26 protein-coding genes are annotated in these 26,597 nt (G+C 68.4%); 7 read left to right on the top strand and 19 right to left on the bottom strand.

Going from position 1 to position 26,597, the window contains the following annotated elements:
- Window positions 1-66: 66 nt before the first annotated feature.
- Together VI08_RS09940 and VI08_RS09935 are read right to left on the bottom strand one after the other, a co-directional pair.
- Entirely contained in the window at window positions 67-855 is a 789-nt protein-coding gene (locus VI08_RS09940; protein ID WP_045829432.1) for an ABC transporter permease, read from the bottom strand.
- Window positions 852-1,460: an ABC transporter ATP-binding protein gene (locus VI08_RS09935; RefSeq protein WP_052697814.1), complete on the bottom strand. Its 609-nt coding sequence runs from the start codon at window positions 1,458-1,460 to the stop codon at window positions 852-854. The genes VI08_RS09940 and VI08_RS09935 overlap by 4 nt, the downstream gene beginning before the upstream one ends.
- 82 nt (window positions 1,461-1,542) lie before the next feature.
- Between VI08_RS09935 and VI08_RS09930 the strand changes: the two genes are divergently transcribed.
- From VI08_RS09930 to VI08_RS09905, 6 genes are all read left to right on the top strand, one after another.
- Window positions 1,543-3,306 carry an ABC transporter transmembrane domain-containing protein gene (locus tag VI08_RS09930; RefSeq protein ID WP_045829431.1) on the top strand — a complete coding sequence of 588 codons (1,764 nt, stop codon included), beginning with the start codon at window positions 1,543-1,545 and terminating at the stop codon, window positions 3,304-3,306.
- 73 nt (window positions 3,307-3,379) lie between these two features.
- Complete coding sequence (locus VI08_RS09925; protein ID WP_045829430.1) at window positions 3,380-4,399, top strand: ligase-associated DNA damage response exonuclease; 1,020 nt, start codon at window positions 3,380-3,382, stop codon at window positions 4,397-4,399.
- Window positions 4,399-5,997 (top strand): ATP-dependent DNA ligase, encoded by a 1,599-nt coding sequence (locus VI08_RS09920; RefSeq protein WP_045829429.1) that lies wholly within the window; start codon window positions 4,399-4,401, stop codon window positions 5,995-5,997. The genes VI08_RS09925 and VI08_RS09920 overlap by 1 nt, the downstream gene beginning before the upstream one ends.
- Complete coding sequence (locus VI08_RS09915) at window positions 5,942-8,389, top strand: ligase-associated DNA damage response DEXH box helicase (protein WP_428992144.1); 2,448 nt, start codon at window positions 5,942-5,944, stop codon at window positions 8,387-8,389. Before VI08_RS09920 ends, VI08_RS09915 begins: the two co-directional genes overlap by 56 nt.
- On the top strand, window positions 8,386-9,030 hold the full coding sequence (pdeM, locus tag VI08_RS09910) for a ligase-associated DNA damage response endonuclease PdeM (RefSeq protein WP_045829427.1): 645 nt from the start codon (window positions 8,386-8,388) through the stop codon (window positions 9,028-9,030). The genes VI08_RS09915 and pdeM overlap by 4 nt, the downstream gene beginning before the upstream one ends.
- 56 nt (window positions 9,031-9,086) lie before the next feature.
- On the top strand, window positions 9,087-9,935 hold the full coding sequence (locus VI08_RS09905) for an energy transducer TonB (RefSeq protein ID WP_045829426.1): 849 nt from the start codon (window positions 9,087-9,089) through the stop codon (window positions 9,933-9,935).
- On the opposite strand, the gene VI08_RS09900 is transcribed toward VI08_RS09905, so the two are convergent.
- The 13 genes from VI08_RS09900 to VI08_RS09840 form a co-directional block, all read right to left on the bottom strand.
- Window positions 9,932-10,429, bottom strand: a complete 498-nt coding sequence (locus VI08_RS09900) for a molybdopterin-dependent oxidoreductase (protein ID WP_045829425.1) — start codon at window positions 10,427-10,429, stop codon at window positions 9,932-9,934. The genes VI08_RS09905 and VI08_RS09900 overlap by 4 nt on opposite strands.
- A complete protein-coding gene (locus VI08_RS09895; protein WP_232309516.1) occupies window positions 10,426-11,157 on the bottom strand; it encodes a copper homeostasis protein CutC in 732 nt (243 codons plus the stop codon). The genes VI08_RS09900 and VI08_RS09895 overlap by 4 nt, the downstream gene beginning before the upstream one ends.
- Entirely contained in the window at window positions 11,154-12,185 is a 1,032-nt protein-coding gene (locus tag VI08_RS09890; RefSeq protein ID WP_045829424.1) for a N(4)-(beta-N-acetylglucosaminyl)-L-asparaginase, read from the bottom strand. The genes VI08_RS09895 and VI08_RS09890 overlap by 4 nt, the downstream gene beginning before the upstream one ends.
- A 228-nt stretch (window positions 12,186-12,413) precedes the next feature.
- Window positions 12,414-12,911 carry a type II secretion system protein gene (locus tag VI08_RS21305; RefSeq protein WP_045829423.1) on the bottom strand — a complete coding sequence of 166 codons (498 nt, stop codon included), beginning with the start codon at window positions 12,909-12,911 and terminating at the stop codon, window positions 12,414-12,416.
- On the bottom strand, window positions 12,908-13,219 hold the full coding sequence (locus VI08_RS21750) for a type IV pilus modification PilV family protein (RefSeq protein ID WP_045829422.1): 312 nt from the start codon (window positions 13,217-13,219) through the stop codon (window positions 12,908-12,910). Before VI08_RS21750 ends, VI08_RS21305 begins: the two co-directional genes overlap by 4 nt.
- 200 nt (window positions 13,220-13,419) lie before the next feature.
- Window positions 13,420-13,626, bottom strand: a complete 207-nt coding sequence (locus tag VI08_RS09875) for a cold-shock protein (RefSeq protein WP_045829421.1) — start codon at window positions 13,624-13,626, stop codon at window positions 13,420-13,422.
- Window positions 13,627-13,786: 160 nt separating this feature from the next.
- Window positions 13,787-14,530, bottom strand: coding sequence for an S-methyl-5'-thioinosine phosphorylase (locus VI08_RS09870; RefSeq protein ID WP_045829420.1), 744 nt, complete (start codon window positions 14,528-14,530; stop codon window positions 13,787-13,789).
- Window positions 14,531-14,534: 4 nt separating this feature from the next.
- The gene (locus tag VI08_RS09865; protein WP_045829419.1) at window positions 14,535-15,083 is read right to left on the bottom strand and encodes a hypoxanthine-guanine phosphoribosyltransferase; all 549 of its coding nucleotides are present in this window, start codon (window positions 15,081-15,083) and stop codon (window positions 14,535-14,537) included.
- A 7-nt stretch (window positions 15,084-15,090) separates the two neighbouring features.
- Entirely contained in the window at window positions 15,091-16,092 is a 1,002-nt protein-coding gene (nagZ, locus tag VI08_RS09860; protein ID WP_045829418.1) for a beta-N-acetylhexosaminidase, read from the bottom strand.
- Complete coding sequence (locus VI08_RS09855) at window positions 16,092-16,610, bottom strand: CYTH domain-containing protein (RefSeq protein WP_045829417.1); 519 nt, start codon at window positions 16,608-16,610, stop codon at window positions 16,092-16,094. The genes nagZ and VI08_RS09855 overlap by 1 nt, the downstream gene beginning before the upstream one ends.
- An 11-nt stretch (window positions 16,611-16,621) precedes the next feature.
- A complete protein-coding gene (gene rlmD / locus VI08_RS09850) occupies window positions 16,622-17,923 on the bottom strand; it encodes a 23S rRNA (uracil(1939)-C(5))-methyltransferase RlmD (protein ID WP_045829416.1) in 1,302 nt (433 codons plus the stop codon).
- 96 nt (window positions 17,924-18,019) lie between these two features.
- The gene (locus VI08_RS09845; RefSeq protein WP_045829415.1) at window positions 18,020-18,622 is read right to left on the bottom strand and encodes a YdbL family protein; all 603 of its coding nucleotides are present in this window, start codon (window positions 18,620-18,622) and stop codon (window positions 18,020-18,022) included.
- A 78-nt stretch (window positions 18,623-18,700) separates the two neighbouring features.
- Window positions 18,701-20,728 (bottom strand): hypothetical protein, encoded by a 2,028-nt coding sequence (locus VI08_RS09840; RefSeq protein ID WP_045829414.1) that lies wholly within the window; start codon window positions 20,726-20,728, stop codon window positions 18,701-18,703.
- 45 nt (window positions 20,729-20,773) lie between these two features.
- Between VI08_RS09840 and VI08_RS09835 the strand changes: the two genes are divergently transcribed.
- Complete coding sequence (locus VI08_RS09835; protein ID WP_045829413.1) at window positions 20,774-21,505, top strand: response regulator; 732 nt, start codon at window positions 20,774-20,776, stop codon at window positions 21,503-21,505.
- 450 nt (window positions 21,506-21,955) lie between these two features.
- Here VI08_RS09835 and VI08_RS21300 read toward each other — a convergent pair whose 3' ends face one another.
- The 4 genes from VI08_RS21300 to VI08_RS09815 all read right to left on the bottom strand — a co-directional run.
- Window positions 21,956-23,200, bottom strand: coding sequence for an RHS repeat-associated core domain-containing protein (locus VI08_RS21300; protein ID WP_198148913.1), 1,245 nt, complete (start codon window positions 23,198-23,200; stop codon window positions 21,956-21,958).
- A gap of 17 nt (window positions 23,201-23,217) precedes the next feature.
- Window positions 23,218-24,408: an RHS repeat-associated core domain-containing protein gene (locus VI08_RS09825; protein ID WP_045829411.1), complete on the bottom strand. Its 1,191-nt coding sequence runs from the start codon at window positions 24,406-24,408 to the stop codon at window positions 23,218-23,220.
- Window positions 24,409-24,491: 83 nt separating this feature from the next.
- Window positions 24,492-25,622, bottom strand: coding sequence for an RHS repeat-associated core domain-containing protein (locus tag VI08_RS09820; protein WP_084621425.1), 1,131 nt, complete (start codon window positions 25,620-25,622; stop codon window positions 24,492-24,494).
- 14 nt (window positions 25,623-25,636) lie between these two features.
- The coding region (locus tag VI08_RS09815) for a hypothetical protein (protein WP_045829409.1) at window positions 25,637-26,597 on the bottom strand (961 nt) is incomplete at its 5' end.

The raw sequence follows: 26,597 nt of genomic DNA, 5'->3' as shown, positions 1-26,597 counted from the left end.
ATTCGCGCTAGCGAATGAACCGATCTCTCGGCGAAATGCCGTTACCTACGCCTTTGTACGCGCGGATCACCTGAGCCGGTCGAGCCGCAAGCGCTGCCGTTCATCGGTGAGACGCTGCAACACCAGCCGCACCGAGGCAATGGCGCCCAGCCCACTACCACCGGCAAGCAACAGCATCAGCACGATCTGATACGTAGCCGCATGCAGTGGATCCATGCCCGCCAGCACCTGGCCGGTCATGATGCCGGGCATGGTGATGATGCCCGCGGCGCTCATCTGGTTCACCAGCGGCACCATGGCACGGCGGATGGCACGGCGCTCGAGGGGCCCGGTGGCGGCGTGGAACGTATCCCCGAGGACCAGCCGCGCCTCGATCGCAGGGGCTTCCTGCACCACGCCCTCGAGCACCACGGCCATGCCGATGCTCACCGCGTTGAGTACATTGCCAAGGAGGATGCCGGCGACGGGCACGATGAAACGCGGCGACCAGCCGTGCCCGGCCGGCACCATCGACACCATCGCGAACAGGCAGGTCAGCAGCGCCGGCGCGGCGACGCTGACGAGGCTGGTGGCGAAGTGCCCCCTGCGAAGCTTTTGCAGTGGCCGTGCCGCCGCTTCACGCGCGGCGGCAAGCGCCATGGCGACCACCAGCACGGCGGTCAGCCACCCGGCATCCACGGCGAACACGGCACGCAGCACGAAGCCCAGCGCCACGAGTTGCACCACCATGCGCACCGAGGCGATGGCCAGCGAGCGGTGGATGTCCAGCCGCATCGCGATGGAGAGCGCCCCATCGGCCAGCAGGATGATGGCCGCGATCGCGATATCGAGGGCGTTGAAGGTCACGGCGTTCATGCGGGGACCAGCGCCCCGCCGATGATTCGATAAACCTTGCCAGCCACGCGCGCGGCCTGGCTGGCGTCGTGGGTCACCCACACCATCGCCACGCCATGCGACGCGCGCAGCTCGCCCAGGCACGCCTCGACGGCTTCGGCGGTTTCCGCGTCAAGGCCGCTGGTGGGCTCATCCAACAGCAGCACGCCCGGCTTGCGCACGATGGCGCGCACCAGCGCCAGCCGTTGGCGCTCACCCGTGGAAAGGCCGGTCAGGTCACGCGCCATGATGCCCGCGGGCAACCGCATGGCCGTGCACAGCGAGAGGGCGTCGTCGCGCACCGCTTCATCGAAGTGTTCCGCCACGGTCGCCGCCCACCACCCGGACACCGCTGGTACGAACATCACCTTGTGCCGCCACGCGGGCGCGGGGATGGCATCGCGCGGCACGCCATCGAGGCTTGCGCGGCCCTCGCCGGGGTCGAGGTCGGCGACGAGGCGCAGCAACTGCGTCTTGCCGGCACCCGAGGCGCCCATCACGGCGATGCACTCGCCTCGCGCCACGGCGAACGACAGGGGGCCGACGTGCGGCCCCCTGAGTGACTCGATGTGCAGACCCGTGCCCATGCACTCGCAGTGTACCCGGCGGATTGAATACTGCACCGCGCGGCCCCATCCGTTGGCGAATGACCCATCGGCAGGATCACGCATGAGCGGCGAGCGCAGGGAAAAATCAAGGCGGATCGGGGCATTGCGCGCCCTGTGGCCGTTCCTCAAGCCCCACAGGGGCCTCGCCATCGGCTGGCTGGTGTTCCTGGGCGTCTCGTCTGGTGCCTCCCTGCTGCTGCCGGTGGCCGTGCGCCACATCATCGACAAAGGCTTCCTGGCCTCCAACCTCGCGACCATCAACGGCACCTTCCTGGGCCTGTTTGGCGTGGCCGTGGTGCTCGCCCTGGCCACGGCGGGCCGGTATTACTGCATCGCCCTGCTCGGCGAGCGGTCGCTGGCCTCGTTGCGCACCTCGCTGTACCGCCATGTGATCGGCCTGGACGTCGGGTTCTATGAAAGCACCCGTGTCGGCGAGCTCACCTCACGCCTGGGCACTGATACCGAAGTGGTGCAGACTCTTGTAGGGTCGGGCATCTCGGTGGCGCTGCGCAGCGCCGTCATGCTTATCGGCGCGGCCGTCGCCATGGCGTGGACGAGCCCGCGCCTGGCCGGCCTCACGGCGCTGGTCATCCCCGCCGTGATGCTGCCCATCCTCATCTTCGGCCGCCGCGTGCAGAAGCTGTCCCGGCACAGCCAGGATCGCATCGCCGACGCCGCGGCCGTCGCCAACGAAACGCTGAACGCCGCGCAGGCGGTCAAGGCATACAACCGCGAACCGATCGAGAGCCGCCGCTATGGCGACGCGATCGCCCTGGCCCTGGCCACCGCGCGCCGCCGCATCGGCATGCGCTCGCTGCTCACCGCCGCGGTCATCGTCCTTATCTTCGGCGCCATCACGCTGGTGCTGTGGGCCGGCGCGCGTGACGTCATCCGTGGCGACCTGGCACCGGGCGTGCTCAGCCAGTTCGTGCTGTACGCCATCTTCGCGGCGGGCTCGGTCGCGGGCCTCTCGGAAGTGTGGGGCGACGTGCTGCGCGCCGCGGGTGCGATGGAGCGCATCGGCGAGCTGTTCGCCGAGGAACCGGTCATCCGCACCCCCGAGGCACCCGAACCCCTGCCCGTGCCTGTCACCGGCGCCCTGCGCTTCGACCACGTCGAATTCCGCTACCCGTCGCGACCCGACGTGGCGGCACTATCTGACTTCACGCTCGGCATCGCGCCAGGCGAAACCGTGGCCCTGGTCGGCCCGTCGGGTGCCGGCAAGAGCACGGTGTTCAGCCTGCTGCTGCGCTTCCACGACCCGAAATCCGGCGCCATCCGCTTCGACGGCGTGGACCTGCGCGCCCTCGCCCTGCCCGACCTGCGCGGCGCCATCGCGCTGGTACCGCAGGAAACGGTGATCTTCGGCGGCAGCGCGGCCGACAATATCCGCTTTGGCCGCGAGAGCGCGACGAACGACGAGGTGCGCGAGGCGGCGCGCCTCGCCGAGGCCGACGGCTTCCTGTCGGCGCTGCCAGAAGGCTACGACGCGGCGCTGGGCGAGCGCGGTGTGCGCCTTTCGGGTGGCCAGAAGCAGCGCATCGCCATCGCGCGGGCCATCCTCCGCGACGCGCCGCTGCTGCTGCTCGACGAGGCCACCTCGGCGCTCGACGCGCAATCCGAGGCGGCGATCCAGCAGGCGCTCGAACGCCTGGAAAAAGGCCGTACCACCCTCGTCATCGCCCACCGCCTGGCGACGGTGCAGCGCGCCGACCGCATCGTGGTCATGGAGGCCGGCCGCATCGTGGCGCAGGGCACGCATGAGGAACTGCTGGCGCAGAATGGGCTTTACGCGGAATTGGCGCGGCTGCAGTTCGTGGCGTGACGCATCGCGCGCAAGCGCGCTCCCACAGGCGCCCTTGTCGCGGAATTGACGCCTGCCCGCCTAGTTTCCCGGCATGGATAGCGACCTCCTGCTACCCCGCCCCCAAGGTCTTTACTGCCCGGCGGGCGATTTCTACATCGACCCGATGCAGCCGGTGGCGCGCGCCGTGGTGACGCACGCGCACGGGGACCATGCCCGTGCGGGCAGCGCGCTGTACCATGTGGCGGCGGCCGGGGTTGCACTGATGCAGGAGCGCCTTGGCGCGACGGCCACGATACGGGCCTACGACTACGGCGAGCGGTTCACCCTCGGTGACACCACGCTGAGCCTGCACCCCTCGGGGCACGTGCTCGGCGCGGCGCAGGTGCGTATCGAGGGCCGCGGCAAGGTGGCGGTGGTATCGGGCGACTATAAGCGCGACCCCGACCCCACATGCGTGCCGTTCGAACCCGTGCCTTGCGACATCTTCGTCACCGAATCGACCTTCGGCCTGCCGATCTACCGGTGGCCGCCCATGGCCGAGGTGATCGACGGCATGATGGCGTGGTGGAACGAGTGCCGCGAGAAGGGCGTTCCCGCTGTCCTTTTCTGCTACGCCCTGGGCAAGGCACAGCGCGTGCTGGCGGAACTGGCCACGCGGACCGAGCGCACGGTGTACCTGCACGGGGCGATGGTGCGGCTCGTGGAGGCCTATCGCGAGGCAGGCATCCGCATGGTGCCGACGCAACCGGTGAGCGATGAAGCGCGCGGCCGCGACTTCGCGGGCGAACTGATCCTCGCGCCACCCTCGGCGGCCGGCTCGCCGTGGATGAAGCGTTTTTCGAAGGCCTCCACCGGCTTTGCCTCGGGCTGGATGCAAGTGCGCGGCGCCCGCCGCCGCCGCGGCTACGACCGTGGCTTCATCGTCTCCGACCATGCCGACTGGCGTGGCCTTGTCCGCAGCGTCGAGGATTGCGGCGCGAAACGCATCTACGTGACCCACGGTGATGGCGAAGCGCTGATCCGCTACCTGCGCGAGCGTGGCCACCACGCCCGCGCCCTGCGTTCGCTCGGTGAGATGCCCGATGTACGTGCCAGCGAGGAAGGCGACTGATGCACCGCTTCGCCGCCCTGTTCGAGGCGCTGGACCGCACGGCGTCGACCAGCGCCAAGCGTGACGCGATGGCCGCCTATTTTGCCGGGGCGCCCGCGGAGGATGCCGCGTGGGCGGTCTACGTGCTGGGTGGCGGCAAGCTGAAACGCACGGCCACATCCACCGAGATGCGCGCCGCGCTGGGCGCCGAGACCGGCTACGCCGAGTGGCTCATCGACGACAGCTACTCGCACGTGGGCGACCTGGCGGAGACCATCGCCTTGATGCTGCCACGCGACGACGCGACTGGAGGCAGCGACACGCCGCTCCACGTCTGGATGGAAGCACGACTGCCGTCGCTGGCGCGGCTTGAGTCGGCCGAGCGCATCGACGCACTGCGCGAGTGGTGGCGCGACCTGCCCGCCAGCCAGGTGTTCCTCGTGAACAAACTACTGACCGGTTCGCTGCGCGTGGGCGTATCGCACCGGCTCGTGGTGCAGGCCATCGCACAATGGACCGCGCTGCCCACCGACCTCATCGCGCACCGGCTGAGCGGCACGTGGAAGCCCTCGGCCGCGGCGTTCCGCGCCCTGGCCGAAGCGGAGCGCCCCGACGAGCACGCCGGTGAGCGCCCCTACCCGTTCTTCCTCGCCTCACCACTGGAACACGGTGTCGAAACGCTCGGCCCCGTCACCGACTGGGTGGCCGAATGGAAGTGGGATGGCATCCGCGCGCAGCTGATGCGCCGCGGCGACGACGCCATCCTGTGGTCGCGCGGCGAGGAGCGCCTTGACGGCCGTTTCCCCGAACTGGAAAACGCGGCGAACGTGCTGCCCGCGGGCTGCGTCATCGATGGCGAGATCCTGGCGTGGGCGCCTGGCGAAGCGCACCCCATGCCCTTCGCCGCGCTGCAAAAGCGCATTGGCAAGCACAAGCCGGGCCCGAAGCTGCTGGCCGACACGCCCGTGCGCCTCATGGCCTACGACCTGCTGGAGTACGACGGGCAGGATCTGCGCGACACACCGCTGCACGCGCGGCGCGCCCGGCTCGAGGCGCTGCTCGCGGGCCATGCGCCCACCTTCATGCTCTCGCCGCCGGTGGCCGCGACGACATGGGCCGATCTCGCCACCACCCGCGCGCAATCGCGCGAGCGCCGCACCGAAGGCCTGATGCTGAAGCGGCTCGACTCGCCCTACCGCGTGGGCCGCAAGCGGGGCGACTGGTGGAAGTGGAAGGTGGACCCCTACACCATCGACGCGGTGCTGCTCTATGCACAACCCGGCCACGGCCGCCGCTCGGGCCTGTTCACCGACTACACGTTCGGCGTGTGGGATGGCGACACGCTCGTGCCCGTGGCCAAGGCGTATTCCGGCCTCGACGATACGGAAATCGGCAAGCTCGACCGCTGGATCCGCGCACACACGATCGACCGCTTCGGGCCGGTGCGCTCCGTGCAACCCACCCATGTCTTCGAACTGGCCTTCGAGGCCATCCAGGCCTCGGGCCGCCACAAGGCCGGCGTGGCCGTGCGCTTCCCGCGCATCCTGCGCTGGCGCACCGACCTTGCGATCAACGATGCCGACCACCTCGACGAGCTCCGCCGCCTGGCGTCGGGCTGAAGCACGCCTGGTGGCGTGGTTCGCCGAACAGGGGCGCCGGCCGGCGCCCTTCCAGCGCGCCGCCTGGAAGCACTGGGCCAACGGCAGCCATGGCCTCGTGCACGCACCCACGGGGACCGGCAAGACGCTGGCCGCGGCCGGTGGCCCGCTGATCGACGGCGTGCTCAATCCGGGCACGGGCATGCGGCTGCTATGGATCACGCCATTGCGCTCGCTCGCCACCGACACGACGCAGCACCTCACCGCCGCGGTGCAAGCGATGGGCCTCGACTGGCGCGTGCTTCGCCGCACCGGTGACAGCGGCAGCGCCGAGCGCGCGCGCCTGCGCCGCGGCGCCTGCGAGCTGCTGGTGACCACGCCCGAATCGCTGGCGCTGCTGCTTAGCTACCCGGATGCGCGCGAGCGCTTCGCCCGCCTGCGTGGGGTCGTCGTCGACGAGTGGCACGAACTCGTGGGCAACAAGCGTGGCACCTTGCTGCAACTGGGCCTTACCCGGCTACGGCGGTGGATGCCCGAGGCCCGCATCTGGGGCCTCTCCGCCACGCTGGGCAACCTCGACGAGGCACTGCACGCGCTGGCGGGCGGTGGCGTGCTGGTCGGTGCCAGGGCGCAGAAGAAGACGATCATCGACACGGCGCTGCCCGAAGGCGGGGAGCGCTTTCCGTGGGCCGGCCACCTGGGCCTGACCCAGCTGCCGCGCGTCTTGCGGGCGGTCATGGAGGCGCGCAGCAGCCTCGTCTTCGCCAACACGCGCTCGCAGGCCGAGCTATGGCACGAGGCGCTGGCGGCCGTGTGGCCCGAGGCACCGGAGACGCTTGCCCTGCACCATGGCTCGATCGACCCCAAGCTCCGCTTCGCCACCGAAGAAGGCCTGCGCGTTGGCGCGCTGCGCTGCGTGGTCGCCACCTCGAGCCTCGACCTTGGCGTGGATTTCGCCAGCGTCGAGCGCGTGATCCAGGTGGGCAGCCCGAAGAGCGTGGCGCGCCTGCTGCAGCGCGCGGGGCGCAGCGGCCACCAGCCTGGCATGCCGTCGCGCATCCTGTGCGTGCCCACCCACCTGCTGGAGCTGGCGGAAGTGGATGCGGCGCGCCGTGCGCTGGCCGAAGGCCATCTCGAGCCCCGCCACCCCATGCGCGGCTGCCTGGACGTGCTCGCGCAACACCTGATGACGATGGCGCTGGGCGGTGGCTTTACCGCCGACGAGGCCTATGCGGAAGTGACCTCGTCGCTCGCCTACGCCCACCTGCCGCGCGATCGCTTCGACGCCGTGCTGGCTTACCTGTGTACGGGTGGTTCCGCCCTGGCAAGTTACCCCGAGTACCACAAGCTCGCCGACGTCGACGGCCGCTACGTGGTCGAGAGCAGTCGCATCGCACGGATGCACCGGCTGTCGATCGGCACGATCACCTCGGATGGTTCCCTGCAGGTGCGCTACATGAAGGGTGCGCGGCTTGGCAGCGTGGAAGAAAGCTTCCTGTCGCGGCTGCGCCCGGGTGATCGCTTCCTGTTCGCCGGGCGGCACCTCGAGCTCATCCGCGTGCGCGACATGACCGCCTACGTGCGCCCCGCCCCGAACCGCCGCGGTGGCGTTCCCCGCTGGATGGGCGGGCGCATGCCCTTGTCGGGCGAGCTTTCGGACGAACTGCGCAGCTCCCTCGCCCTGCCCGACCCACGCAGCAAGGAAATGCAGGCGCTTGGCCCACTGCTCGGCATCCAGCGCACGCAATCCGCCGTGCCCTCGCCCGACGAGACACTCTGCGAGCGGACCCGCACGCGCGAGGGCGATTACCTCTTCGTGTACCCCTTCGCTGGCCGCCTCGCCCATGAAGGCCTGGCCGCCGTCATCGCGTGGCGGCTGGCACGGATGCAACCGGGCGACTACGGCTATGCCGTGAACGACTATGGCCTGACCATCACCGCGGCGCGCATGCCTGCGCTCGATGCCGAAACCATGCGCCAGCTGCTGCACCCCGCTGGCTTGCGCCGCGATATCCGCGCCAGCGTGAACCTCTCGGAGCTGGCGAAGCGGCAGTTCCGCGAGATCGCGCGCGTGGCTGGCCTGGTGTTCAACGGCTACCCCGCGCAGGCGAAGACGCTGCGCCAGCTGCAGGCCTCCAGCGGCTTGCTGTTCGACGTGTTGCGCCGGCACGACCCCGCGCACCCGCTGCTATGGCAAGCGGAGCGCGAAGTGCTCGACCAGCAGCTCGACTTCACGCGGCTGCGCGCGTGCCTGCTGCGCATCGCGCGCTCGCGCCTGCTGTGGCAAGAGCCAAAACGGCTGAGCCCCCTCGCTTTCCCCTTGTGGGTTGAGCGGCTGCGTGGTGGTATCGCCACCGACGACTGGAAATCGCGCGTGGAGCGCATGGTCGCGACACTGGAAGGCGCCGCATGAGCACCCGCGACGTGGTCATCGCTGGGGAACGCCTCACGCTGCACCCCGAGCGCGCGGTGTTTTGGCACGCGCAGGGCACGTTGCTCGTCTCCGACGTCCATTTTGGCAAGGGCGCCGTCTTCCGCCGCGCGGGCATCGCCGTGCCCAGCGGGGATACCGAGGACGACCTGCAAAGGCTAGATGCCTTGTTCGATGAACTGGCGCCGCGCCGCCTCGTGATCCTCGGCGACCTGGTGCATGGCGCCGCCACGGAGCGCAGCGCGTGGGTCGACGACGTGCGCGCGTGGCGCCAGCGCCACGCGGCCGTCGAGATGGTGCTGGTGGCCGGCAACCACGATCGCCACTTCGACGTGGCCAGCCTTGGCATCAGCGTGCAGCCGGATCGTCTCGCCGCGCCGCCCTTCGTCCTCTCGCACCACCCCCACCCGCACAAGGAGGGTTACGTGCTGGCTGGCCATGTGCATCCTGGCACCGTCGTGCGCGATGGCTGGCGCAAGCACCGCCTCCCCGCATTCGTGTTCGACCGCGACGTGGGCATGCTGCCCGCTTTCGGCACGCTCACGGGCCTGCATGAGATCACCGCGCTGCCCGGGCGGCAGGTTTTCGCGGCGACGCCGGCCGGCGTCATCCCGACGCGCTGAAGTGGCATACTCGGGCGGAGCAACACCAGCAAACCACAAGGCAAGGAGTGGCACGGATGAACAAGCAGTGGTGGGTGGGCCTGGCAGCCCTGGCGATGGCGGGCACGGCGGTGGCCGCGGGCCCGAACGCGGCGCGCAAGCGCGCCGAGGCAAGCATGCTGGTCACGGGCGATATCACCGTGGCCCCCGATGGCAGCGTCGCGGGCTATACGCTCGATAGAGCGGAAAAGCTGCCGGCCGAGGTCACGGGCCTCGTGGCCAAGGCGGCGCCGAAATGGCGTTTCGAGCCCATCGTCCGCGACGGGCACGCCGTGGCGGCCAAGGCGCACATGAGCCTGCGGCTCGTCGCGCGCCGCGAAACACCGGACAGCGACATGTACACCATCCGCATCACCGGCGGCTCGTTCGGTGACGAAGGCGCGGGCGGCGAGCAACTCAGCTACGCCACGCGCAAGGCGCCAGGCTACCCGCAGGCCGCCATCGCCGATCGCGTCGAAGGCACCGTGTACCTCATCGTGCGCGTGGGCCGCGACGGCAAGGTCGAGGATGTCGCCGCCGAGCAGGTGAACCTGGGCGTGGTGGGCTCGGACACCAACATGAAGGTGTGGCGCAACGTGCTTGCCAACCCCGCCTTGCGCGTGGCGAAGGAATGGACATTCAACGTGCCCACCAAGGGCGAGCACGTGAACGACCCCTACTACATCGCGCGCGTGCCGATCACCTACCACCTCAACCGCACCGAGGTTCGGGATGACCTGTACGGCAAGTGGGAGGCGTACGTGCCCGGCCCGAAGCAGGACGTCAGCTGGTCGAAGGAATCCGGCAGCGTCGACGCCGTGCCGGACGACGGCCTCTACCTCGTCAACAGCGGGCTGAAGCTCACCACGCCGATCGACAACGGCTAGGGCTTTGCGTGCTCGGCGGTCGAGGCTTCCACCAGCTCGATCGCCGTCACGTTGCGGATCCAGCGCGCCGGGCGGGAATCGTCCGGCACCACCACGCGGTAGGGGCCGTCCTTCGCGTCCAGTGGCTTGCCCTCGTGCCTGTCGACGAGCACCACCTTGCGGCCGCCGAAATCCGGGTCAAGCTCGCCCAGGCTGAAGATGACCTGGTAGCCATCGGCCGCCGTGATGCGCACGAACTCCGCCAGTGCCTTCCCGCGCAAGGCCTTGCCCACCGGCGCACCCTGCGCGCGCAGCACGTCGATGAGGTTCACGCCCTGCCATGCGCTCGGCGCATCGCCGTGCGCACCGGCGGTGACCTCCACGCGCGGCAGCGACGCCATGTCGAGGTCCGCGCTGGCCTTGCCGGGCGCGGTGTAGCGCACGGCATCGGCGGCGAGCGCGTGGCCGGTGAACACCAGCCCCGCGAGCATGGCCAAACCTGTGAATCGCTTCATGGGCCTTCTCCGTTCAACGCGGCGACGAGCGCACGCACGGTGTCGACATCGGTACGGGTTTCGCCCGCGCCCATGCCCAGGGCGTCGGCGGGCGTGCGGCGCATGGCGGATGGCAGGCGGCGCTTGGCCGAGGCATGGAATTCGCGCGCACCGGTGACATCACGCAACGCGGCGATGTTTTCGGGTGCGATGCCGGCACCCGGCATCACGCTGATCCGCGCGGCGGCCTGCGTGACGAGCCTGGCGATGCGGCCGGCACCGGCCACCGCGCCCGGCATGCCACCGGAGGTGAGCACGCGATCGAAGCCCATGCCTATGAGGGTCTCCAGGGCCTCGGCCTGGTCGTCGACCAGATCGAACGCGCGGTGGAACGTGAGCCCCATGCCCTGGGCCTCATCGAGGAAGCGGCCACACGCATCGCGGTCGACGCGGCCATCGGGTGTGAGCGCGCCGACGACGACGCCGTCGCAGCCGAGCGCGCGGCAGTGCGCGATATCGTCGAGCATCGCTTCGATTTCGTGGTCGTCGTAAACGAAATCACCCGCACGCGGACGGATCAGCACGAACAGGGGGATGGTGAGCCCTTCGCGCGCAAGCACCACGGTGCCGTGCGAGGGCGTGACACCGCCCTCGTCGAGGCTCGCGCAAAGCTCGACGCGGCCCGCGCCGCCCTCCTCCGCGGCAAACGCGGAGGCGGCGGAATTGGCGGCGACTTCGAGCAGCGTCACGTCGCGTAGGTGCTTTTGCCGGGGATCAGCGTGTCCTGCTTCTTCGCGTCGCACACGGCATAGGAAAAGCCCTTCTGGATGGCCCACGCGCCCACGTTGCCCTTCTTGTCCATGGCGAGGAAGCCGACCTGGACATCCCTGGCCCCGGGCTTGCGGCGCAGGATGCGCTCCACGGCCTCGCGGCAGGCATCCTCGGGCGAACGGCCCTGGCGCATCAGTTCCACGACGAGGAAGCTGCCGACATTGCGGATGACCTCCTCGCCCACGCCGGTGGAGGTGGCGCCGCCGACCTCGTTGTCGACGTAGAGGCCCGCACCGATGATGGGGCTGTCGCCCACCCGGCCGTGCAGCTTCCACGCCATGCCGCTGGTGGTGCAGGCGCCGGAAAGATTGCCGTGGGCATCGATGGCCAGCATGCCGATGGTATCGTGGTTCGACGCATCGCCCGGCGTGCCACCCGGGCCGGCGTTATAGGTCTTCACTTCGCTGTTGGCCTGCGGCTGGTACTTCGCCGTCTTCAGCCACTCGTGCCAGGCCTTGTCGGATTCGGGCGTGAGCAGTTCCTCGCGCGGGAAGCCCTGCTCGATGGCGAACTGCAGGGCGCCGTCGCCCACCAGCAGCACGTGCGGCGTGCGCTCCATGACGCGGCGCGCGACCGAAATGGGGTGCGCGATGTGCTCGATGGCGGCCACCGCGCCGCAGTTGCCATGCTCGTCCATGATGCTGGCGTCGAGCGTGACCTTGCCATCGCGATCGGGGTAACCCGCGCGGCCGACGCTATGGTTCTTCAGGTCGGCCTCGGGCACGCGCACGCCCTGCTCCACCGCATCGAGCGCGCGGCCGCCGGCCGACAACACCTTCCACGCCGCCTGGTTGGCGGGCACGCCGAAATCCCACGTGGAGCACACGCGCGGCAGCATGCCGGGCGGGCTGGTCGACACCGAGGGGCCGGCCTTGGCCGTGCCCCTGGCGGCCAGCGCCATGCCTGAAGCAACCGTCGCGCCCTGGAGAAAACGTCTGCGATCCATGGATCCCCTCGAAAGACGACGCGGGCACCGCGCCGCCACCGATAGTGGCACGGGGTGCGCCGGCGAGGCCACCCGCCCGGTCGTCTTGCTCCGCGCGCCACCGTTCGCGGCACCACGCCAGCAGGAAATCACGCTCGCGGGCCGCCGCCAGGCGCGCCGCGTGCGCACCGAGCAAGGCGAGCATGGCCAGCGCGGCCAGCACGAGCACAAGCACCGCGCCGCGCTGCCTCATGGCGGCAACCACGCCAGGCGGGAGCGGCGGCTGCCATCGCGCAGCCATAGCACCAGCTCGACCAGCACGGGCCGCGCCGGCGCCGGGCCGATGTGCTCCGTGCGTTGCCCGGGCCGGCCGCCGTGGCCCCCGGCCTCGACCACCAGCTGCAACGCGGTGGCCTCGCTGGCGATGACCTCGCAGCGCTTTGCCGTGCACAGCATGAGCCCGCGCCCCACGACCCAAGTGCGCCCACCCGCCACCAGCGCCACGCCGTGGCCTTCGCCCGTGTGCACCGCGCACCGCCCGGCCCGGCAGGCCGACCATGCCGTGTCGCGGCGCATGGCCGCGAGCATCGCCACCATGGCGTCGTCCACGGCCGTGCCCGCCTGCGTCGCCGCCACGCGGCGCACGTGCAGCGACGCCGCGGCACACGCCGTGAGCACCACGGCCGCGATGATGGACGCCACCGCCAGCGTGACGAGCAACTCCACGAGCGTGACGCCGCGGCTCACCGGGCCACGCCCCAGTCGAGCGCGCCGCCGGGCCAGCGCAGGCGTATGAGGCACGCGCCCGGGCCGCAGGTGACCTCGCCAGTGGCGGCGCCCCCGAGCGCCTGGCGCGCCCGTGCGCGCAGGTGGGCCGGGTCGGCCGCGCCGCCCGCGCGCAGCCGCGCTTCCACGTCGGTGGCCAGCGCCAGCGCACGCGTGCGAGCCGAGGCGCGCGCGGTGGCATGGGTGGATTGCGCCAGCCAGCTGGCCGACGCCGAGGCGCCCACGGCGAAGATGGCCAGGGCGGTGAGGGATTCGATGAGGGTAGCCATGGCGCTAGCGTGCGCTCGATGGCACCGGGCGCGCCGTCGGCGGCGGGTTACGCGCTGCGTCGGTGTCGCCCACGGCGAAACGGGCCGCGCACCGATGCGTGTGCGGTCCGACGCCTACACGGCGTGCACGGCAACATCCCCCCCGAGCCAAAAAAACCCCGCGACAGGCGCGGGGTTCCTGGGTGGCTAGGCGCTATCGATCAGGCAGCGACTTCGACGCCCGACGCCTGGGCGCCCTTCGGGCCCGTCGTCACTTCGAACTTCACGCGCTGACCTTCCTGCAGGCTACGGAAGCCCTTGGAGTTGATCGCAGAAAAGTGGACGAACACGTCCTCCCCACCGTCCTCGGGCGCGATGAAACCGAAACCCTTGGCGTCGTTGAACCACTTGACCGTACCGAAACGCATTGCGGAAACCTCTGGACATGGACTGGAAGCACCCGGATGGCGAGGCTTCCCCAGATCCCCTTGGCCTGCCCCCGCGGCGCGTGCGAAGTATCATCATGTTTTAGACCAAAGCGCAACTAAGACTCTTTCCCATAGGCCATCGGTAGTGGGCTTGCCTGGGTTACCCGGCCAGCATGCGCCCCAGGATCGGCGGCACGTTGGCTGTCGCCGCCGCCAGGTGGGCGAAGATTTCCTCGATGCTGATCTCGGCGTCGTCGCCCGCACCGGCGGCGTAGTTGGCCACGAGGCACAGGCAGGCGAACTCGAGGTCGAGCTCACGCGCGAGCGCCGCCTCGGGCATGCCGGTCATGCCGACCAGGTCGCAGCCATCGCGCTTCATGCGCGCGATCTCCGCGCGCGTTTCAAGCCGCGGCCCCTGGGTGACCCCGTGCACGCCGCCGTCGATGATGGGCAGCCCCTCGGCGCGCGCCGCGGCCAGCACCGCCTGGCGCAGGCTGGCCGTGTAGGGCTCGCTGAAATCGATGTGGCGCACTTCGGCGCCCTCCACATCGTTGAAGCTGGTGTAGCGGCCATGGGTGTAGTCAATGACCTGGTCGGGCACGACCAGCGTGCGCGGGCCCATGTCGTCGCGGATGCCGCCCACGGCATTGACCGCCACCACCTTGCGCGCGCCGAGCGCATGCAGGGCCCACAGGTTGGCGCGGTAGTTCACCCGGTGCGGCGGCACGGTGTGGCTCTCGCCGTGGCGGGCCAGGAAGGCGAGGCGCTTGCCGTTGAAATCGCCGGTGACGATGTCGCCCGAGGCCGGGCCGAACGGCGTTTCCACCGCATGGCGCTCGGGATTTCGCAGGCCCTCGAACTGGTAGAGGCCGCTGCCGCCGATGACGGCGAGGTCGATGCCCATGGCGTTAATCCTTCAGTGCGTGGATGGCCGGCAGGTTGCGCGCCTGCTCGTGGAAATCCATGCCGTAGCCGAACACGTAGCGGTCGGGGAGGTCCACGCCATTGAAGTCGGCCTCGATGCCCGCGGCGCGGCGATCGTGCAACTTGGTGCACAGCACGGCCAGGAGCACGCGCGTGGCACCCATCTCGAGGCAGGCGTCGCGGACGGCCTTCAGCGTGTGGCCCTCGTCGAGGATGTCGTCGACGAGCACCACCGTGCGCCCGTTGAGCGGTACCTCGGGCCGGCGCAACCAGTGCAGGTCGCTGCCGCGGGTGGCACCGCGGTAACGCGTGGCGTGCACGTAGTCGAACTCCAGGTCGGTCTTGATGGCCAGCGCCAGCTGGCCGGCGAAGATGAGCGCGCCGTGCATGACGGTGAGGAACACGGGGCGCTCGCCCGCGAGGGCGGTATCGATCTCGCGGCCCATGCGGGCGATCTCAACATCGAGCTGGTCGCGGGTGAACAGCACGTCGGAATGGGCGAGCGCATGCTCGAGCGAAGCGGTGGCGGTCATGGTGGTATCAGGACTCCAGGGCGGTCACGCGCGCGATGAAGCGGTCGCGTTGGGGGTTGTCGACGAGGCCTTCCCACGTCGACCCGATGGCGCCACGCAGGGGGGCGATGCGTTCGGGTGGCGAAAGCCGGCGGCCCTTGACCGCGGCGATCGCTTCGGGGACCACGTCGGGGAAGCAGGCCAGCACGAGGTCGCAGCCGGCGTCGAGGTTGGCGTGCACGCGCGCGGCGATGCCGCCCACGCTGCCGGCGGCGGCCATGCTTATGTCGTCGCCGAACACGCAGCCGCGGAAGCCCAGCTCGCCGCGCAGGATCTCCTCGATCCACGCATGGGAGTAACCGGCGGGCTGGTCGTCGACCGAGGTGTACTTCACGTGCGCGGCCATGACGGCCTCCGCCCGCGCCTCGATGCCAGCCACGAAGGGAAGCAGGTCGGTGCGGAGGATCTCGTCCTTGCTGCGGGTGTCGATGGCGACGGCTTCGTGGGTGTCTTCGCTGACCGAGCCATGTCCGGGGAAGTGCTTGAGCACCGCCGCCATGCCGCCCAGGTGCATGCCGCGCACATAGGCCTGGGTAAGCTCCGCGGCGATGGCCGGGTCGGCGTGGAACGCCCGGTTGCCGATGGCCTTGCTGCCGCGGTCGAGGTCGGCCACGGGCGCGAAGCTGAAATCGACGCCGATGGCACGCATTTCACTGGCCATGATCCAGGCGTGTTCCTCGGCGCGGCCCACCGCCTCACCGGGTGCCGTGTCGTACAGCGTGCCGATGGCGCGCAGCGGCGGCAGGCGGGTGAAGCCCTCGCGGAAGCGCTGCACGCGGCCACCTTCCTGGTCGACGCAGACGAGGAACGCCTCGCCCGCCACCTCGCGCACCGCGTCGACGAGGGCGGTGACCTGCTCGCGTGAGGCGAAGTTACGGCTGAACAGGATGACGCCGGCCACGCCGTGCGCGGTGAGCCGCGCGTGCTCGTGCGCCTTGAGTTCGGTGCCTTCGAGGCCGATCAGCAGCATCAGGCGTTCTCCTTTCCTTCCCGTTCGGCCGGCGACCACGTGCTGTAGGGCCGGTCGATGAGGTTGACGTTGTAGTAGCGGGGCTGGTCGCTCACCTCGGCCCCCAGCCACGCGGGCACGGGGTGCGTGGCATCGGCCGCCTCGAGCTCGATCTCGGCCACCACCAGGCCCTGGTTGGCGCCGCCGAACTCGTCGATCTCGAAGTGTGCCCCATCGACCATGACATGGTGGCGAACCTTCTCGAGCACGCCATCGGCCAGCGTATCAAGCATGTGCCGGGCATCGTCCAGCGGTATGGGGTACTCGTACTCCTGGCGCTGGATGCCCAGCGTGGCCGACTTGATGTTCAGCCATGCCTGGGCACCCGAGATGCGCACGCGCACCGACGACGCCGCATGGCCCGCCGCGATGGCGGCCATGGCCACGAGGTAGCCCTGCGCGATGGGTTCGCTGCGCTCGACCTGGGCGCGCCAGGCATCGCTGGCGAGGAGGTACTTGCGTTCGATCTCGATGCCCATGCGCCCTGCCCCTAGCCGCGCTCGAACAGCGCGATGGATTCGACGTGCGCGGTGTGCGGGAACATATCCATGACACCGGCGGAAACAAGCCGGAAGCCGTGCTTCGCGACGAGGATGCCCGCATCGCGCGCCAGCGAGCCCGGATGGCACGACACGTAGACGATGCGGTTGGTGCCTTTGCGCGGCAGGTAGTCGAGCACCTTGTCGGCGCCCGCGCGCGGCGGGTCGAGCAGGATCTTGTCCCACGCCTGCTTCGCCCAGGGTTCGTCGCGCTGGTCGTCGAACAGGTTGGCCACGCGGAACGAGGCGTTGGCGAGGCCGTTGCGGGCGGCGTTTTCCGCGGCGCGCTGCACCAGGCCGTGCTCGCCCTCGACGCCCACCACCTCGGCCGCATGGCGCGCGATGGGCAGCGTGAAGTTGCCGAGGCCACAGAACAGGTCGAGCACCTTGTCGGTGGGCTGCAGATCGAGCAGCTCGAGCGTGCGCGCCAGCATCCGCTGGTTCATGCCGGCATTGACCTGCACGAAATCGAGCGGCAGGAAATCGAGCGTGATGCCCTCGGCCGGGATGCCGAAGGCGAGCCGCGGCGCCTCGGGCCACAGCGCGTGGACGCTGCTGTGGTTGCCTGGCTGCAGGTAGATGGCGTACCCGTGCGCCTGGCCATAGGCGGTGAGCTTCGCGCGGTCGCCGTCCGAGAGCGGCGAGAGGTGGCGGAACACGAGCGCCACCGTATCGTCACCGGCGGCGAACTCCACCTGCGGGATATCGCGGGCCGCGTCGAGCGTCTGGATGAGCGACGCCAGCAAGCCCACCTTGGGGCCGATGGCGGGGTGGATCACTTCGCATACATCGATATCGGCGACGAAGCGCGGGTTGGATTCCTCGCGGAAACCCACCAGCACGCGATCCTTCTTGTTCACGAAGCGGACCGAGAAGCGGCCCTTGCGGCGGTAGTTCCATGGCTGGTCGGTGAGCGGGGGCAGCCAGTTCTCCGGCGTGACCTTGCCGATGCGCTCGAAGTTTTCCGCCAGCACGCCCTGCTTGGCGGCGATCTGCGCCGCGGGCGCCATGTGCTGCAGCGAGCAGCCGCTGCACTGGCCGAAGTGGCGGCACTTGGGCTCGACCCGATCAGGCGAGGGCTCGAGCACCGAGATGACTTCGGCGTCGTCGTAGTTGCGGTGGCGCTTGCGGTATTTCAGCAGCACGCGCTCGCCCGGCAGCGCGCCGGAGACAAAGGTGGCCTTGTTGTCGATGCGGGCGACGCCCCGGCCATCGTGGCTGAGGTCGGTGATGGTGGCTTCGAATTCGGTCATGCGCTCAAAAACTAAAAGCCCGGACGGAGGGTCCGGGCCGGGCTGGGAGGCGCCGCGCGGGTGGGCAGCGCGGCGGACGATCCTGGCAGGGAGGGCCTACTTGCGCTTCCAGGCGCCAGCGGCATCCTGATAATACCAGCCCTCGGGGGCACGCTGGACCCAGCCGTCGGCGAAGGTCTTGCGGATCTGCGGCTCCCATTCGGGGTGGCCGTTGGCCTTGGCGATGGCCGCGTAGAGCTGGTCGCGGTCGCTGTTTTCGTCGCGGACGATGTTGGTGGCCTGCGAGCGCTGGTCGAGCGGCAACGAGCCGGCATCGCGCACGGCGACCCCGCCGTTGGCCGTGAAACCCACGGCGCCGGCATCGAACAGGCCCTTGAGCTGGCCACCGAAGCGGCTCTTCATGCGCGCGCGGATGGCATCCGTTTCGGGCGAGCGCACCTGGATATCCGGGCTCTCGGCCGCCATGGCCTGCGGGATGACCAGGTCGAGCAGCGAGGCGGAGGGCTGCTTGCTGTCCGCCGGCCGGGCGGGCGCCTTGCCGCCGGCGGGGGCCACGCCGCTATCGTCGAGCACGTTGCCGATGAACTGGTCGGCGGCCTTCTGGGCGGCGGCCTCGGGGAAGTAGACGTTGATGGTGACGCAGCCGACGAGGGCGACAGCGGCGGCCATGATGATGCCAATCAGGGGGTTGCGGTACATTGGGTTCGTCCTTTTGAGGGTATGGCTTTACCGCTTTGTTGGCTTTTCGCGCACGGGGGTGCGCTCCTACATGGCTCTTTATTGGATGGTTGGGCCGTCGCCTTTGGTGGCGGCTTGCAGGCGGCGGACCAGGGTGGGCCAGTCCACCTCGCGCTGGTGGCCGACCACCGTGAGGTGCGGCAGGCCACTGCCTTCGACGATAGTGTAGCCATCCTTCGCCGCGCCCAGCCCCCCCATGGTGCAGACATCGCCCTTGAGCGTGCAGGTGAGCCCGATGCGGCGGTAACCGAAGGTCTTGAAGAGCTTCATCACGGTGCCCTGCAGGCCGCCGGCCATGCCGCCGCCACCCACCGTGGTCAGGTTGTTCACGGCCTTCTGGCTGATGCGGCCGCCCTGGTCGGCCACGAGGCTGGCCTTGAAGGCCGAGGGCTTCCACGCCACCAGGCGCAGGTCGTCGATGCTGCCGTTGAGGCGGCCGGTGATGTTGCCGAAATCGAATACCGAGGTCATCTGGGCCAGGTCGAGCTTGCGCAGCGCGATGTTGCCCGCGAGCACGGGGGCATCGCCGAAGGGCCGCGACAACACCATGCCCGTGATGTCGACGAAGCCGTCGAACACATTGAGCGAGAGGCCACCGCCCAGTTCAAGGCGATCGTCCACGTAGCGCAAGCTGGGCACCGCGCCGCCCAGCTTGCCGCCGAACGCCGGCCAGCCAACGGCGCGCGCGAACGCGCCCATGTCGACCTGGGTCAGCGCCAGCGAGGTCTGCAGGCGCTCGCCCGAGGCGGCGGCGGGTTTCCATGCCAGCGACAGCACGCGCAGGTCGCCATCCAGCACCGGGATGGCCAGCGGTTTCTCGAGCGTGAGCGCGCCGCCCTTGCTGCGCCAGTTGCCTTCGGCGGCGCCATTGGGGATGCGGTACACCTGCAGGCTGCGCCAGCCCAGTTTCGTCGCGGGGCGGTCCTCGTCGGCGCTCCAGTCGAGCGAACCGCGCAGGCCGTTCACGCCGAGGCGGCCATCGGCCATGGCGAGGTCGAGGCCGCTGGTCTGGAACGCGAACGCCGACGGGCCATTGGCGCCGATGGCCGCATGCCCGGCGACTTCGCCCGTGGCCTTGAGGCCATCGATGCCCCATGACCGCATCAGGCCCTTGCCGTAGCGCTCATAGGCGGCCGGGAAACGCGCGTTGAACCGGTCGAAGCGCATTTGCGCCATGTCGCCTTTCGCATCGAAGGCGAGCTCGCCCTCGAGCTGCAGCGCATCGGGGTCGGTGACGCGCAGGCGCCGTATGCCCAGCGCGCCCTTCTGCGTGCGTGCCGACAACGACAGCTGCACGGGGTGCGCCGGCAGGTCGACGTAAAGCGGCCCGAGCAACCATTCGCCACCGCGCAACGCGGCATCGAGATCGATGGTCGCGCCCTCGGGGCTGGTGTCCAGGCCCAGCCGGCCGCTGCCGCTGACCTTCTGCCCGGCCATCTTGCCGCCCGGCGTATCGAACCCTACCCCATCGAGGGCGAACTGGCCCGCGGCCTGCACGCCGGCATCGAGCAGGTCGAGCGCCAGGTCGGCGTCCACCTTGCCGCCCGTGGGCCGGCCGCTCCATACGGTGGAAAGCAGGCCCTGCAGCCAGCCGGCCGGCAGGTTCTTCAGGGTGATCTGCGCGTGGCTGACCTGGTCCATCGGCAGCGCCACTTCGGCCAGCGCCTTGTCCTGGGCGATGGTGACGGCGAGCGTGTTGGCGGCCTCGTCGGCGACAATGCGCACGGTGGCGTTGGCCATCGCCCCGCCCGGCGCGCCACGCAAGCGCGCCCGGCCGTCGAAGATCCAGCGCCCCAGCTCGTCGCGGTCGAGCGTGCCTTCCAGCGCCACCCCCAGCTTGCGCCAGCCCATGGCCGGGATATCGGCTTTCTTCGCCACCAGGCGCATCTGGATGCCCTGGCCATCGGCCTGGGGATCGAAATCGGCCTGCATGCCGGTCATGGATACGCCGGGAACCACGAGGCTATCCGCGCCGACCGAGAGGCCCGCATGGGCAGCCGCGGCCCAGCCGAGCGCGAGCCAGGCGGAAAGCAAGATGACGAAGGTGCGGGTTGATTGGCGGCGCATGCTGCCCCATTCTGCCAAAACCAGATGAACAACATGGAACGTTGCATGGATTCGATCCCCCCGCCACCGCTTGACCGGGCCACGATGCGCTCGGTGCTGGTGGCCGACGACGACCCCTCCACCCGCCAGTTCCTGGCCGGCGCGCTCGCCTCGCTGGGGTTCGACACCGCCCTCGCGGTGGATGGCGCCGATGCGTTGCGCCAGGCACGGGCTAACCGCTTCGATGCCCTGTTGCTCGATTGCCGCATGCCGAACGGTGGCGCCATCGACGTGCTCACCGACCTCCACGACAGCATCGACGCCGCCTCGGCCGGCGTGCCCGCGTTTGCCACCAGCGCCGAGATCACCCCCGTGCTGCGCGGCGACCTGGAGGCCGCCGGGTTCGTGGGTGTCATCGAGAAGCCGTGCCGCATCGCCGCGCTGGGCCATGCGCTGGAAGCCGTGCTCGGGGTCGACGCACGCGTCACCCTCCTTAGCGACGCGGAGGCCATGGCCGCCTCGGGTGACGCCACCACCATGGGCGCCCTGCGCGAGCTGCTGCGCGGCGAACTGCTCCAGCTGCGCAGCGAGCTGCATGCCTTGCTGCACGACCCGGCCGGCCTGGTCGAGCGCCTGCACCGGCTACGCTCGGCCTGCGGGTTCTGCGGGGCGACGCGGCTGGGCGCGCAGGCGAAGGCGCTGCAGGGGCACGTCTACGAAGCGCGCCAGGTGGCGCCCGCGGCGATGGAGCGGTTTCGCCGGGAGCTGGAGGCGACGTTGGTGGCGTTGGCTTCGTAGGTGGGCAGCGAACGCAGCAGCGGAGCGAGCCGCGTACAGCTTATATCCAGGTGACTAGCTCCCGTCAGACAACAAAGACCGGAAGCGGCTTCGCATTAAACGCGATGTTTGTCACGTCCTACTCCATGCCTGAACCGACTGTCGGGTTGCACCTGAGACTACGCCGATTCCCGGTGTGCTCGCGATCGCCGCCGTCGAGCGTACGGACAATCGACGTGCAGTTCCGGAATCACCCGCATAAATCCTTGTTATGCAAATGGATCACATGCTGACGCGGCCTGCGCCGTTCCGCGGCATTCCCGTCAACGGCTTTAAGGAATGACGTTGCCGCTCTCCACAAAAAAGATCCTGGGCCGGGATACGCGATGCGCCTTCCGGCGGGGGTGACTGCCAATTGCGGGATGTCGGTCGGCATCCATTCCAACGACGGCTCTCCCCCTTTCCGATGACTCAGCGGGCGAGCAACCCCGCGTACTCTTGGGGAACGAGTAGGTGAGAGGCGTAAACGGGCGTTGCCTCGACGATGCCGAGAAGATCTAGAACCAGCGCATCGACCGCACCGTAGCAATACGCATGGACATGTATACCGGGCCTACTGAACATCACTCTTGCCGTCTCGACCGAGACACCACTGATGTCTTCGATGGTCAGCACATGTGGAGATGCAGCGCGCTCCAGTGCAGCGCGCATGCCCATGTCTTCCAGTACAGATTCGGGGTCAGCTCCGATTCGCCTGGATGAATGCCAATTCTTGCCCATGGCATCGCCATGGACACCGGTGTAGTAGAAGACCCGGCCCGGTGGCAGTTGGGCATCGCGAACCATGCCTGGCAGGTAAGCGAGAACATGTTGTCGTGCCACAGCGGTGTCTGCGCCAAGGTGGATAACACCAGGAAACGCATCATTTGAAGACTGTACCCACCGGACTTTCAGCCGAACGTGCCAGTGACCGTTCGGGTCCTGCATGGTGGCAAAGCGCCCGTCAGGTACCTCGGCGGGACTGCTCACCATGCGTCTGACGACGCCTCTGTCCAAAGCTCTGGTTTGGGCGAGGTTTCCATTGCGCTTCAGCGATGCCGAGGAGACGCCGTCAGGGGCCCTCAAGCGATAGCCTCGTCCAGCCCCTCGCACACCAGCACCGCCCCACGCAGCCAAGCCTGCGGATGCGACGCCGGCGCCCAACGCCAGCCAACCGAAGATGGATGCCGTCCTGGCATCACCGGTGGCACCAGATACTGTCGCACCGATCTCCGCGGCCACGGAAACGACATCAGCTGCGGCGGCGATTGTCATTGCAGCCATCGACGCGGTTGACGTGGACGCCGCGAGGCTGCCCGTAGCAGCGGCCGCTACGGCACCAGCGAGCGCGCCGCCGGTGGCAACGGTACCCGCCAAGGCAGCGATCATCCCGACGCCTGCAAGCAGCCACTCCCACCACGCATGGCCCGAGGGGTCGACGCGATTGACCGGATCGGCACCACCGTAAGCGTAGCGGTTGCAGCCACCCGCGTTGAACGGGCTGGTTATGTCGGGTGATAAAAAGCGGTGCATGACGGGACTATACGGGCGCAGGCCCAAGAGGTAGAACCCCGGACCGACCTCCGATGGCTCGCCTGCGTAGGCAAGGCATGGCGCGCGAGCCGGTCGGCCAGGGCCACTAACCGACCATACGTTCGCGCGCTCCTTGGGTGGCATGGACCGTTCCATGGATGTCAAGGCAAATAAGGAACGACGGTTCCGTTGGTCAGAACATAGTGCCGTGGGCCGGTATAAGAAGTCGCGGCTGCGACACCCGCCAATCTGCGCAATTTTTTATCGGAAGCACCGTAGCATTTAATATGGACATGAACGGCACCCTCCCTGAATATCGTCTCGACATCCGTCCCGGACATACCGCTTAGGTTATTGAAGGCAATGTCTCTGCCGTCATAGCGAGTGCCAAACTGACGTTGGAGCGATGCCACCTGTTGGCGGTACATGTTACTCGGTCCCTTCCGATGTGCGCCCGTGAGCAGGTAGTTCATTCCGTCCCAACGACCATGCACTCCCCCGTGGAAAATGAGCTTCGATGCCGTAGGATTCGCTTGCAGTATTCGTGGAACCATGCGCTTGACCTCAACCAGGTTCACCTTCATGTCCGGTGCGTAGTGAACGGCAGCGCCCACTTGATAGTGGCGCCAGTTCGCGTACACCCGCGTTTTGACTCCTTCCCCACCGAGCACGCCGGCGCCAACGACCTTCAGACGTCCCGTGTCCTGGAGCTGGCGCGGATCGTCGATCCTCGTCACCGAAGCGGTCCTCGCTCGTCCAGCACCCCTTCCCGATAGCAGCACGCCGTCGATGCCGTCATCGGCGGCGGCGATGGCAGCTTTGCCCGCCCCCTTCACTAATGACTCCGCCGCGGAGCCGAAGGAGGCGAGACCCATGCTCACACCAACCCATCCAAGCAGGTCCGCCGTCTGCTGGTCACCTTGTATCGACGCGATGACCGAGCCGATTTCCACACCAACCGACATGACGTCGAGCGCGGCTGTCGACGCGGCAATGACGCCTGACGAGGTGGAGAGTGCCGCGCCCAGGCCGCCCGCTGCGCCAGCGGCGGCGGCGAGCGCGCCGCCCGAAGCGATGGCAGCCGCCACTGCGATACCGATGCCAACGGCCATCCCGAGCCATTCCCAGAATGATTCGCCCGAGGGATCGACGCGATTTATGGGGTCGCCACCGCAATACGCATACCGATTCAACCCGCCTGCATCGAACGGGCTCGCGCCATCAACGGTGCAGAACCGGCGCATCGCCGAATCGTACATTCGGCCACCCAAAAGGTAGCTACCGGATGCACGCTCGCGCACCTCGTTCACGTACCCAAACCACGGCTTGTTGAGGTCAGTCATGGTATTCATGCATCGCCCCTCCTGTGTCGTCGCCCTGCGTCGCATGCGCGCCAGGCCGTCGCAATACCCCGGCCACGACATCGTCCACCCGATCACTCGCCAACATGAGCAGCCGGGACCGGATGCGCGTGAAACAGCTCAGCCAAGTCAAGGTCTGACGCTCCGTAACATGCGGTATCGATATGCACGCCGGGCCGCCTATACTTGGCTGGAAGATCAGACCACCGATGAAGGACCTCGGCATGAAAGCGATCCTTCAATCCTCTTCCGTGGTGTTCCAGGAAGGTAATAAGGAGACGATTTTCGTAATCCAACCTTTTTGGGGTCTCAGGCATCCTGACGACGCGAGCCGCGCCTTCACCTACCCAATTTTTTCCGCTCGCCGCACCGTGTGCACCATAGTAGTAGTACATCTCAGCGTTCGGATGCTCGAGAGCTATCCTCTTGACCATCGCGACGGCGTCATAAGCGTTAATGGTCGAATCGACTGCATAGCGGACGACTTCGTCATTGTCCGGATGCGTAAATCGGTAAAGATACGTCCTGGACTCAGGCCGCTCTCCAGCTGTTCGCATCGGCACCGAGCCTTTCGATCGGTCTGGCACGTCGAGTATCCGGTCCGCTGGCTTCCTCGCGGCCTTTACCTCTTTCATGAAATCGTCGGCAAGGCGGACCTCGGGCTTGCTGGCTACAATCTTCGCCGTGCGCCACGCCGCCGTTCCAGCCGCCGAGGAGACAAGGCCGGTGCCGAGGCCGACCCAACCAAAGATAGTGCCCAACGATGTGTTATTCGTCGCTAAAGATGCCGTCGCACCTATTTCCGCGGCCACGGACACCACGTCGACCATCGCTGCCGCCGCCGCGGTCGCTCCCGAGGATGTTGCCATCGCCGACATCATGCTCCCGGCGGAGCCAATGGCTCCCACCAACGCACCACCCGATGCGATCGCCCCTGCCACGGCTAGCGCCAGGCCTACCCCAGCCATCAGCCAATCCCACCAGGCATTCCCCGACGGATCAACACGATTGACTGGATCGCCGCCGCAATACGCATACCGATTCAAGCCGCCTGCATCAAAGGGGCTCGAGCCGTCGGGACTGAGAAACCTTTGCACGACTGTGCCGTAGAGCCTGCCTCCAAGAATGTAGCAAGCCGATTCGCACTCTTTCAGCTCACCGGCATACGCGAAGATCGGTCCCTCGATGCTTGAAATAAGGCGCACGGTTTTTCAGCTACCTACTGTGTTGGCCACGTGACGTAAACGGGCTTTGGCACCCGGCCGAACATGGCCAGCAGTACTTCGTCGACGATGCCGTAGCAGCTCATGTGGATGAAGATGACGGGCTCCGCGTAAAGCGTCCTTGCCGCGTCCGGCGTTAGCTCGGCAACATCGACGAACCGTACCTTGCGGCCGTCGGCCATGCGGCCCGCCGCGGCTTGCCCGGCCTGCGCGCCGATGATACGGATGCTATCTGGCAGAAGGTCACGATCTACCTTGCGTCGGCCGGAAAGCAGCCAGTTCTGGCCATCCCAGCGCCCGTGGGCCCCGACAAGAAGGGTGATGTCGCTGTCGGGGTGTGCATCGATGACGTTGGTCAGTATCCACGGTATGTCGCTCGGCGCGACCGGACCGTCTGCCGCGTAATGCACGGTGCCCGGGTAGCGCTTCTCGTCAAAGACCGCGTCCCATGAAGGCCTTTTACTGGACATACCATTCGGGAAATGCCGGAGCCTCGCATGCTGTGGCACGGCTTCCTTCGGGAGAATCACGCGCCCCACGACCGTCGGCGGCAAGACGGCGTCAGTCTTACTGGAAGAAAAGGCCTGGCCCAACGGCGCGTCGATTTTTCGTGCCGTCATCGCGCCAGACGCTTTCTTTCCGAGGCGCCATGGAGCACCACCGGCACCGACGGATGCGATACCCACGCCGAGCCCGATCCAACCAAAGATAGCGCCAGCCTTCTTGTTGCCTCCCGCCATCGAAGCCGTTGATCCGATTTCCGCGGCCACTGCCACGACATCGAGCACGGCGGCCACAGCGGCCGTCGCACCGGACGACGTGCTCAACGCCGCCACCATGCCGCCAGCGGCCCCCACCGCGCCGACCAGCGCCCCCCCGGTTGCGACAGCGCCAGCCACGGCCACCACGATCCCGAGACCCGCCAGCAGCCAGTCCCACCAGGCTTCGCCTGACGGG

Origin of the sequence: Luteibacter yeojuensis (genome assembly GCF_000964085.1) — a bacterium.
In the GTDB taxonomy this organism is placed as follows: domain Bacteria; phylum Pseudomonadota; class Gammaproteobacteria; order Xanthomonadales; family Rhodanobacteraceae; genus Luteibacter; species Luteibacter yeojuensis_A.
The sequence above is the reverse complement of the archived record's forward strand: the minus strand, read 5'-3'. Positions and strand labels throughout refer to the sequence as shown.